Source organism: Streptomyces sp. NPDC059224, assembly GCF_042754285.1.
GTDB lineage: Bacteria > Actinomycetota > Actinomycetes > Streptomycetales > Streptomycetaceae > Streptomyces.
In genome coordinates, this window is sequence record NZ_JBHZAN010000035.1 from 83518 (window position 1) to 92007 (window position 8490).

6 protein-coding genes and 1 tRNA gene are annotated in these 8490 nt (G+C 72.4%); 4 read left to right on the plus strand and 3 right to left on the minus strand.

Annotated features, from left to right (window positions below; genetic code table 11):
• The first annotated feature begins 336 nt into the window (after window positions 1-336).
• Window positions 337-4407, plus strand: coding sequence for a discoidin domain-containing protein (locus ACFXI4_RS33705; protein ID WP_384998081.1), 4071 nt, complete (start codon window positions 337-339; stop codon window positions 4405-4407).
• 18 nt (window positions 4408-4425) lie between these two features.
• Here the strand turns inward: ACFXI4_RS33705 and ACFXI4_RS33710 are convergent, their stop codons facing one another.
• Complete coding sequence (locus tag ACFXI4_RS33710; protein WP_384998150.1) at window positions 4426-5307, minus strand: alpha/beta fold hydrolase; 882 nt, start codon at window positions 5305-5307, stop codon at window positions 4426-4428.
• A 144-nt stretch (window positions 5308-5451) separates the two neighbouring features.
• On the opposite strand from ACFXI4_RS33710, the gene ACFXI4_RS33715 reads away from it, so the two are divergent.
• Window positions 5452-5973, plus strand: coding sequence for a hypothetical protein (locus ACFXI4_RS33715; RefSeq protein ID WP_384998084.1), 522 nt, complete (start codon window positions 5452-5454; stop codon window positions 5971-5973).
• Window positions 5974-6049: 76 nt separating this feature from the next.
• Here ACFXI4_RS33715 and ACFXI4_RS33720 read toward each other — a convergent pair.
• Window positions 6050-6126 (minus strand) — tRNA-Pro (locus ACFXI4_RS33720).
• A 186-nt stretch (window positions 6127-6312) separates the two neighbouring features.
• Here ACFXI4_RS33720 and ACFXI4_RS33725 point away from each other — a divergent pair.
• The gene (locus tag ACFXI4_RS33725) at window positions 6313-6768 is read left to right on the plus strand and encodes a DUF309 domain-containing protein (RefSeq protein WP_384998153.1); all 456 of its coding nucleotides are present in this window, start codon (window positions 6313-6315) and stop codon (window positions 6766-6768) included.
• A 33-nt stretch (window positions 6769-6801) separates the two neighbouring features.
• Window positions 6802-7584 (plus strand): precorrin-6A synthase (deacetylating), encoded by a 783-nt coding sequence (gene cobF, locus ACFXI4_RS33730; protein ID WP_384998087.1) that lies wholly within the window; start codon window positions 6802-6804, stop codon window positions 7582-7584.
• 10 nt (window positions 7585-7594) lie between these two features.
• On the opposite strand, the gene ACFXI4_RS33735 is transcribed toward cobF, so the two are convergent.
• On the minus strand, window positions 7595-8341 hold the full coding sequence (locus tag ACFXI4_RS33735; RefSeq protein WP_384998089.1) for a cobalt-precorrin-6A reductase: 747 nt from the start codon (window positions 8339-8341) through the stop codon (window positions 7595-7597).
• Window positions 8342-8490: the final 149 nt, after the last annotated feature.

Consider the following 8490-nt stretch of genomic DNA (forward strand, 5'->3'; position numbering starts at 1 on the left):
GCCGGGTAAACCGGTGGTGCCTGGATCTGGGTGGTACGGGCGGGTGCAAAGTCACGTGCCTCTCCCGGGGATTGGGAAGCAGGAGAACAAGGACGCGGGCCGCTCCGCGGCAGAGGCCGACGACGTCACGGCGATGACTGTGGCGTGTGGCCGAAACACTGTCAAGATTAATTACTAATTTAATAGAAGCGAGGTGGAGGCGAGCACGGAACCTTGACAGCGTCAACGCGGGGGTGCAGTGTTCGGCAACGTTGTCATGGTCGATGGCAACGTTGTCATCACTTGGTCTTCCCGGCTGTGCCGTTCTTCGAACTCCCCCGATCGGAGCGCTCGTCCATGTCGGATCAGTCAACCTCGCCCTCCCGCCGTGCCGTTCTGTCCGCCGGCACCACGTTGCTGGCCGGCTTCGGGCTCGGTGTGGGCCCGTTCGCCTCCGCCGCCACGGCGGTATCCGGACAGCCGCACCCGGGTGTCTCTCGGGGCGAACTCGCCGCCTACCGGCCGGTGTCGGTGTCCTCCACCGACTACGCGCCCACCCCCGCGGAGTTCGCCGTGGACGGTCTCGACACCGTCGGCGTCCGGGGCACCGGATGGCGGGCCGCGGCCGGGGATCCGCAGTGGATCTCCGTCGACCTCCAGGCGCAGTGCCGGGTGGAGTCGCTCCGGCTCGTCTTCGAGGCGACCGCGGACGACCCGCCGTTCACCGACTCGCCGAGCGGCAGCCCCCGGGACAACACCACCGGGCAGGAGATCCTGTCGAGTTGCGCGGTCGGCTTCGTCGTCGAGACCTCCACCGACCACCGGTCCTGGACCACGGTGTACCGCACCGAGTCCGGCACCGGCGGGGTCATGGAGATCGCGCTGCCCGAGCCCGCCACCGCGCGTTGGGTCCGCATGACGGTCCACAAGCGTTCCAACAGCAACCCCCTGGGCCTCAACGGCCTCCAGGTGTACGGCACCTGCCGCACCGCGCGCCCCGAGGTGACCGGCTGGACGGACTGGGAGACCCGGCACCACACCCCCGAACCGCTGCGGGCCGACGCGGACGGCACGGTTCCCCTGGAGTCCGGCTGGGTCCTGACGATGGATGACCGGGCGGGCGGGGACGGTGCCTCCCTGTCGGGGCCGTCGGTCGACACCAGCCGCTGGCTGCCGGCCACGGTCCCCGGCACCGTGCTGGGCTCGCTGGTGGAGCAGGGACGGCTGCCCGACCCGGTGGCCGGCTTCGGCAACCTCCACGTCCCGGAGGCGCTGTCCCGGCACTCCTGGTGGTACCGCCGCGAGTTCCGGCTCCCCGAGAGCCTGCGCACCGGCTCGGGACGCCATGTCTGGCTGGAGTTCGACGGGGTCAACCACAAGGCCGAGGTCTGGCTCAACGGCACCCGGGTCGGCGACTTCACCTCCCCCTTCGCCCGTGCCGCCTACGACGTCACCCGGCTGCTCGGCGACGGCGAGCAGGCCCTCGCGGTCCGGATCGCCCCGATGCCGTTCCCCGGCAGCCCCGCGGACAAGGGCCCGGCGGGGCTGGCGTTCGTGGACGCGGGCGCGAACATGATGAACCGCAACTCGCCGACCTACCTCGCCTCTTCGGGCTGGGACTGGATGCCCGCGGTACGGGACCGGGCGGCCGGCATCTGGAACCACGTACGGCTGCGCTCCACCGGCGCGGCGGTACTCGGCGACCCCCGGGTGGACACCGTGCTGCCCGACCTGCCCGACACCGGCACGGCGGAACTGACCGTTGTCGTCCCGGTGCGCAACGCCGGCACCGACGCCGCGCGGATCACCGTCGCGGCGGCCTTCGGGACGGTGCGGGTGACGCGGACGGTCACCGTGCCCGCCGGCGAGAGCACGGACGTCGTCTTCACCCCGGCCGAGTATCCGCGACTGCGCCTGAAGGACCCGGAGCTGTGGTGGCCCAACGGCTACGGCGAGCCGGCCCTGCACGGGCTCACGCTGACCGCCTCCCTGGACGGCACCGAGAGCGACCGGCGCACCACCCGCTTCGGGATACGTCAGTTCGGCTACGCCTACGAGGTGCCGCTGACCTTCCAGACGGGCAGCGACGCCTACGCCCAGACCGTGGACTTCACCCGGCACACGGCCAGGTACGTGCGCGTCCTGTGCCGCACCCGCGCGACGGACTGGGGCTCGTCCATGTGGAGCCTGTCGGTGCTCGACAGCTCCGTGCCGGCGAACGACCTGGCCCTGCACAAGGACGCCACCGCGTCCTCCGTCGACGACCCCGGGAACGGGCCGGGCAACGCCACCGACGGGGACTCGGACACCCGTTGGTCCTCCGCCTTCGAGGACGGCCAGTGGATCCAGGTCGACCTCGGGTCCCAGGTCGCGTTCGACCGCGTCGTCGTCACCTGGGAGCGGGCTTACGCAGCGACGTACACCGTCCAGGCCTCCGCCGACGGCACGGAGTGGACCGATGTGCGCGACGTCGACAACACGGCGGTCCCGCTGCCGTTCCGGACGTCCGGCGCGGCGAGCCTGCAGACCGTCGAGCTGACCGCGGCGACGGCCCGGTACGTGCGGGTGTTCTGCCGTACCCGGGCGACCAGTTGGGGCTCGTCGCTGTGGAGCCTGTCCGTCGTGGACAGCGCCTCTGCGGGCACCGACCTGGCCCTGCGCAAGGAGGCCACCGCGTCCTCCGAGAGCGACGGGACCCATGCCGCCCAGGCCGTGGACGGAAATCCGGACACCCGGTGGTCCTCGGCGTACGAGGACGACCAGTGGATCCAGGTCGACCTGGGCTCGCGGGTGCGGTTCGACCGGGTGCTGCTGCTGTGGGAGCAGGCCTACGCGAAGACGTTCACGATCCAGGTCTCCGACAACGGCTCCGACTGGGTGGACGCCGAGTCCGTCGACAACTCCACCGTGCCGCTGAAGATCAGCGTCAACGGCGTCCGGGTGTTCTGCCGCGGCGGCAACTGGGGCTGGGACGAGTTGCTGCGGCGGATGCCGGCCACGCGCATGGACGCGGCGGTGCGGATGCACCGCGACATGAACTTCACCATGATCCGCAACTGGGTGGGCTGCTCCGACCGCGAGGAGTTCTACGCCAGCTGCGACGAGCACGGTCTGCTCGTGTGGAACGACTTCCCCAACGCCTGGGGCATGGACCCGCCGGACCACCAGCTCTTCCTCGACGTGGCCCAGGACACCGTACGGCGCTACCGCATCCACCCCAGCGTGGCCGTGTGGTGCGGAGCCAACGAGGGCAACCCGCCCGGCCCGGTGGACGACGGCATGCGGGCAGCGGTCCAGGCGGAGGCACCGGCCGTCCTCTACCAGAACAACTCGGCCGGGGGGATCGTCTCCGGCGGCGGGCCCTACGGCTGGGTCGAGCCGGAGCGCTACTACTCCGCCGCGACCTACGGCGGCGGGACCTTCGGGTTCCACACGGAGATCGGCATGCCGGCCGTGTCCACCGCGGAGACGATGCGCCACCTCGTCGGCGACGAGCCGGCGTGGCCCGTCGGGGGCGCCTGGTACTACCACGACTGGAGCACCAGGGGGAACCAGGCCCCGCAGAACTACCGGGCCGCCATCGAGTCACGGCTGGGTACGGCGACGGATCTGGACGACTTCTGCCGCAAGGCTCAGTTCGTCAACTACGAGAACTTCCGCGCCATGTTCGAGGCCTGGAACGACCGGCTCTGGGAGGACGCGAGCGGACTGATGCTGTGGATGTCGCATCCCGCCTGGTACAGCACGGTGTGGCAGACGTACGACTACGACTTCGACGTCAACGGCGCCTACTACGGTGCCCGCAAGGCAGCCGAACCCGTCCATGTGCAGGCGAGTCCCGTCGACGGCAGGGTGATCGCCGTCAACCACACCGCGCGGCCGATCCGCGGTGCCACGGTCGTGGCACGCCGGTACGACCTGTCCGGCCGCCAGGTCGCCGCGGAGCGCCGCGCCGGCGTCGACATCGCGTCGTCCGCCGCCACGACCGCGTTCACCGCGAGCGAGGACGGGCTGCCGGACCTCCATCTGCTGCGACTGCGCCTCACGGACGCGCGGGACACGCTGCTGTCGGAGAACACCTACTGGAGGTACCGCACCCCCGAGGCCATGCGGGCCATGAACAAGATGCCCGCGACACGGGTCTCGGTCGACGTCACCGGCACGGACCGTGACCCGAGCACACAGCGGCACACGGTGACCGCCCGGGTGACCAACCGCGGTTCGTCCGTCGCGGCCATGCTCCGCGTCTCGCTGCGCGACGCCCGCACGGGACAGCGCGTCCTGCCCACGCTCTACAGCGACAACTACCTGTGGCTGCTGCCCGGCGAGGCACGGACCGTCACCGCCTCCTGGCCGGCCGACACGGTGGTCGCACGGCCGAGCCTGCAGGTCGAGGGGCACAACGTGCCCCGGTCCACGGCGCGGTAGCCACCGGGGGCTGTCACCTCATCCGGTATGGGCCGCGACGGCGTCGATGATCTCGGGCCAGAGTTCACGCGGGCGGTCGTGGCCCATGTCGGGGATGAGGAGGAGTTCGGCATCGGGGACCAGGTCCGCGGTGCGCCGGCCGCCGCTGACGTCGATCAGGGTGTCGTCCAGGCCGTGGATCACCAGCGTCGGCACCCGGAGTCCGCGGAGTGCCTCCGCACGCGAACCGCCGAGGATCATCGCGCCGAGCTGACGTCCCACGCCCGCGGGGTAGTACGCGCGGTCGTAGCTGTCCGCGGCCAGCTCCCGCACGAGCGCGGGGTCGCCGTAGCGCCTGGACGCCCACACGAGGTCCCGCTCCGCAGCGGCGATGTACCCCTCGCGGTCCCGGGGCTTCGGACTGAGCAGCACCGCCTGCGCCTCGGGAGTCGCGCGACCGTATTCGCTCTCGCCGGTCGAGGACATCATCGAGGTCAGCGTGAGCACCCGCTCCGGCCGGGAGATGGCCATCGTCTGGGCGATCATTCCGCCCATCGACGCTCCGACCACGTGCGCGCGTTCGATACCGAGCGCGGTGAGCAGGCCCAGTCCGTCCTCGGCCATGTCCGCCAGACCGTAGGGGACCATCGCGAGGGCACCGGGGACGTCTCCCGAGCTCACCGCGGCGAGGAACCGGCCGATGTCGACCGGGTGGTCGTCGAACTTGGTGGACAGACCGCTGTCCCGGTTGTCGTACCGGATCACATGGCGGCCGCGGCCGGCCAGCTCGCGGCAGAAGTCCTCGTGCCAGGCGATCATCTGGGCACCGAAGCCCATCACGAGCAGCACCGCCGGGTCCCCGGGGTCACCGAAATCGTCGTAGGCGATGGACACTCCGGGCGACACGTCGACGATCGGCACATCCGGATCCTGCCAGGTCCGGCCGGTCGGCGCACCCGGATTGCCCTTCGCTGCCATGACCGCGAAACCGGTCCCGCGCAACGCGCGGCCGGACGATAATCAGCGGGTGCCGACCCGCCCGGTCCGCTGATCCCAGGAGCGCTGTTGTCCCCCACCGCACCGTCCGTCGGCCGCCGCGTCCTGCTGGCGACCGCCCTGCTGCTGCCGGCGACCTTCGCCGGCGCCTGTTCCGTCGTCGGCGAGGACGGCTGCCACGGCACGGCCGCCGAACTCCGGCGGCTGGCCGAGCAGCCGCTGCTCGCCTCGGCCCCGACCGGCGCCTCGGCACCCGCCAACTACCGCGGGGTGGGCGTGACCACCGGATGCGACGACGACAGCAGCGGACCACCCTGGCTGCACGCGGACCGCCTGTACGCTTTCTCGGGCGGCCCCGACGACGTCCTCGCGCACTACACGAAGACAGCCGCCGCGGCTGGCTGGCTCGTCCGGCGGACAGCCGCCAGGGTGTCGGAGACGTGCTGGACCAGGACCGAGCAGGGCCGGCATCTCCTGCTCGACGTGGACCTGCGTCCCACCGGCTTCTCCCCCGAGCCCGAGACCGGCACGGGCTTCGCCTACTCGGTGTCGATCGGCACCGGGCGGGACGGGGGCGAGGAATCCTGCTGACGGTCGGCGCGCGCCGGGAACGCGAGAAGCCGCCCTCCCCGGCTACGGGAGAACGGCCTCCGACCTGCCACAAGGCTGGTCGGGACGACAGGATTTGAACCTGCGACCCCTTGACCCCCAGTCAAGTGCGCTACCAAGCTGCGCCACGTCCCGGTGCGCTCACTCGCGGTGACCCGCGTGATCACGCGGACAGCACTTTACCCCACCTCCCCGGGCGGACCGAAAGAGGACGTGGGACGGGGGACAATCGGTCGTATGGGCCGTACGGGAAACGCCGGATCAGGAGCACGGGACCGGGACGCCGAGGGGCGGGCGCGCAGCGCCCGGCCGCGGGACGGGCTGGGGCGGCCGTTGCCGTACGGCGTTCCGGGCGTCGAGCGGCAGGCCGAGGGAGTCGTACGGGCCCCGGCGGAGACCGTCGCCGAAGCGCAGGCGCTGCTGGACGCCGGGAAGCCCTTCCATGCGCACGAGGTGTTCGAGGATGCCTGGAAGTCGGGGCCCGAGGCGGAGCGGGCGCTGTGGCGGGGGCTGGCCCAGCTGGCCGTGGGGCTCACGCACGCGGCCCGGGGGAACGTGACCGGTGGCGCGCGGCTGCTGCGGCGCGGCGCGGGCGCGGTCGAGGAGTGGTCGTCCGGCAGCGGGGTCCGGCGCCCGTACGGGATGGATCTCGACGGGCTCGCCGCGTGGGCGCGGGAGCTGGCCGGGCGGGTGGAGAAGGACGAGAAGGATTCCGGGACCGTCGGGGCCGGGGCCGAGGCGCCGCGGTTGCGCGGCACCGGGCCGTACCGGGAGTGATCCCTCGCCAGTGGCATACGGCAGACTCGGGGCGTGCGAAAGATTCATGTCATCGGTATCGGCGCGGGCGACCCCGACCAGCTCACCCTCCAGGCGGTCCGGGCGCTGCGGGGCACGGACGTGTTCTTCCTGCTCGACAAGGGCGAGGTCAAGAGCGACCTCACCCGGCTGCGCCGGGACATGCTCGACACGCACCTGCCGGACCGCGGCTACCGGCTGGTCGAGGCCCGGGACCCGGACCGGGACCGGGCCGCCAACGGCGGGGCGTACTCGCCGGCCGTCGGGGACTGGCGCAGCGCCCGCGCGGACATCTACGAACAGCTGATCCGCGGGGAACTGGGCGCGGAGCAGACCGGCGCCTTCCTGGTGTGGGGCGATCCCTCGCTGTACGACAGCACGCTGGCGATCCTCGAAGAGGTGCTGGCCCGCGGCGCGGTGGCGTTCGAGTACGACGTGGTGCCGGGCATCAGCAGTGTCTCGGCGCTGATGGCGCGGCATCGCACGGGGCTGAACCGGGTGGCCCGGCCGGTGCAGATCACCACCGGGCGGCGGCTCGCCGAGGGGCTCCCGCAGGACGTGGACGACGTGGTCGTGATGCTGGACGCCCACCAGGCCTTCCGGCGGTACGCGGACCAGGACATCGACATCTACTGGGGCGCCTACATCGGCACACCCGACGAGATCCTGGTCTCCGGTCCGATCGCCGAGGCCGGTCCGCGGATCGAGCGGTTGCGGGCCGAGGCGCGCGAGCGCAAGGGCTGGATCATGGACACCTATCTGCTGCGCCGCCACCCGGAGGTCGCGCCGGAGGGCTGAGCGGCCCCCGTCACGCCGGTCCCCACCCCAGCCGTTCCAGTGCCGCCGCCACATCGGGCACCGCCGCCATCCCCGCCGGCAGCGGTGGCCGGCGTACGACGACCACCGGCAGGCCCAGTCCGCGGGCCGCCGTCAGCTTGGCGGCCGTCGCCGCTCCCCCGCTGTCCTTCGTGACCAGGACGTCGATCAGGTTCTCCTGCAGCAGCGCGGTCTCGTCGGCCACCGTGAACGGCCCGCGGGCCAGCAGCACTTCGGTGTGCGGGGGTACCGGAGGCTCGGGAGGCTCCACCGAGCGGACGACGAAGTGCCGGTCGTCCAGGTGGGCGAAGGCGGACAGGCCGAGGCGTCCGGTGGTCAGGAGGACCCGGGGTCCGAAGCGTGGCAGCAGGTCCGCCGCGGCGGGCAGGGACGCGACCGGGTGCCAGCGGTCCCCGGGACCGGGACGCCAGCCCGGGCGGCGCAGTACCAGGGCCGGGACGCCGGTCCGGGCCGCGGCCGCCGCCGCGTTGGCGGTGATCGTCTCGGCGAACGGATGGGTGGCGTCGACGAGGACGTCCACACGCCGGTCGCGCAGCCAGTCGGCGAGGCCCGCCGCCCCGCCGAAGCCTCCGACGCGCACCTCCCCGGCCAGCGCGCCCGGCCGGGTGACGCGCCCCGCCAAGGAGGTCGTGACGCGGACACCGGGACGCGCGGCGAGCGCGGCGGCCAGTTCGCGGGCCTCGGTGGTGCCGCCGAGGACGAGGACGTGCGGGGACATGGGGCGAGCGTACGGGTCCCGTCGGCGGGCCCGGGACGCGGGACGGGGGGCCCGCGGGGGGGGGGGGGGGGGGCGCGGGATGGAATACCGCGCACACGGGCGGGGCGATGTGGGGGGGGGCTGGGTGTTGTTTACGTATTGGCACACGC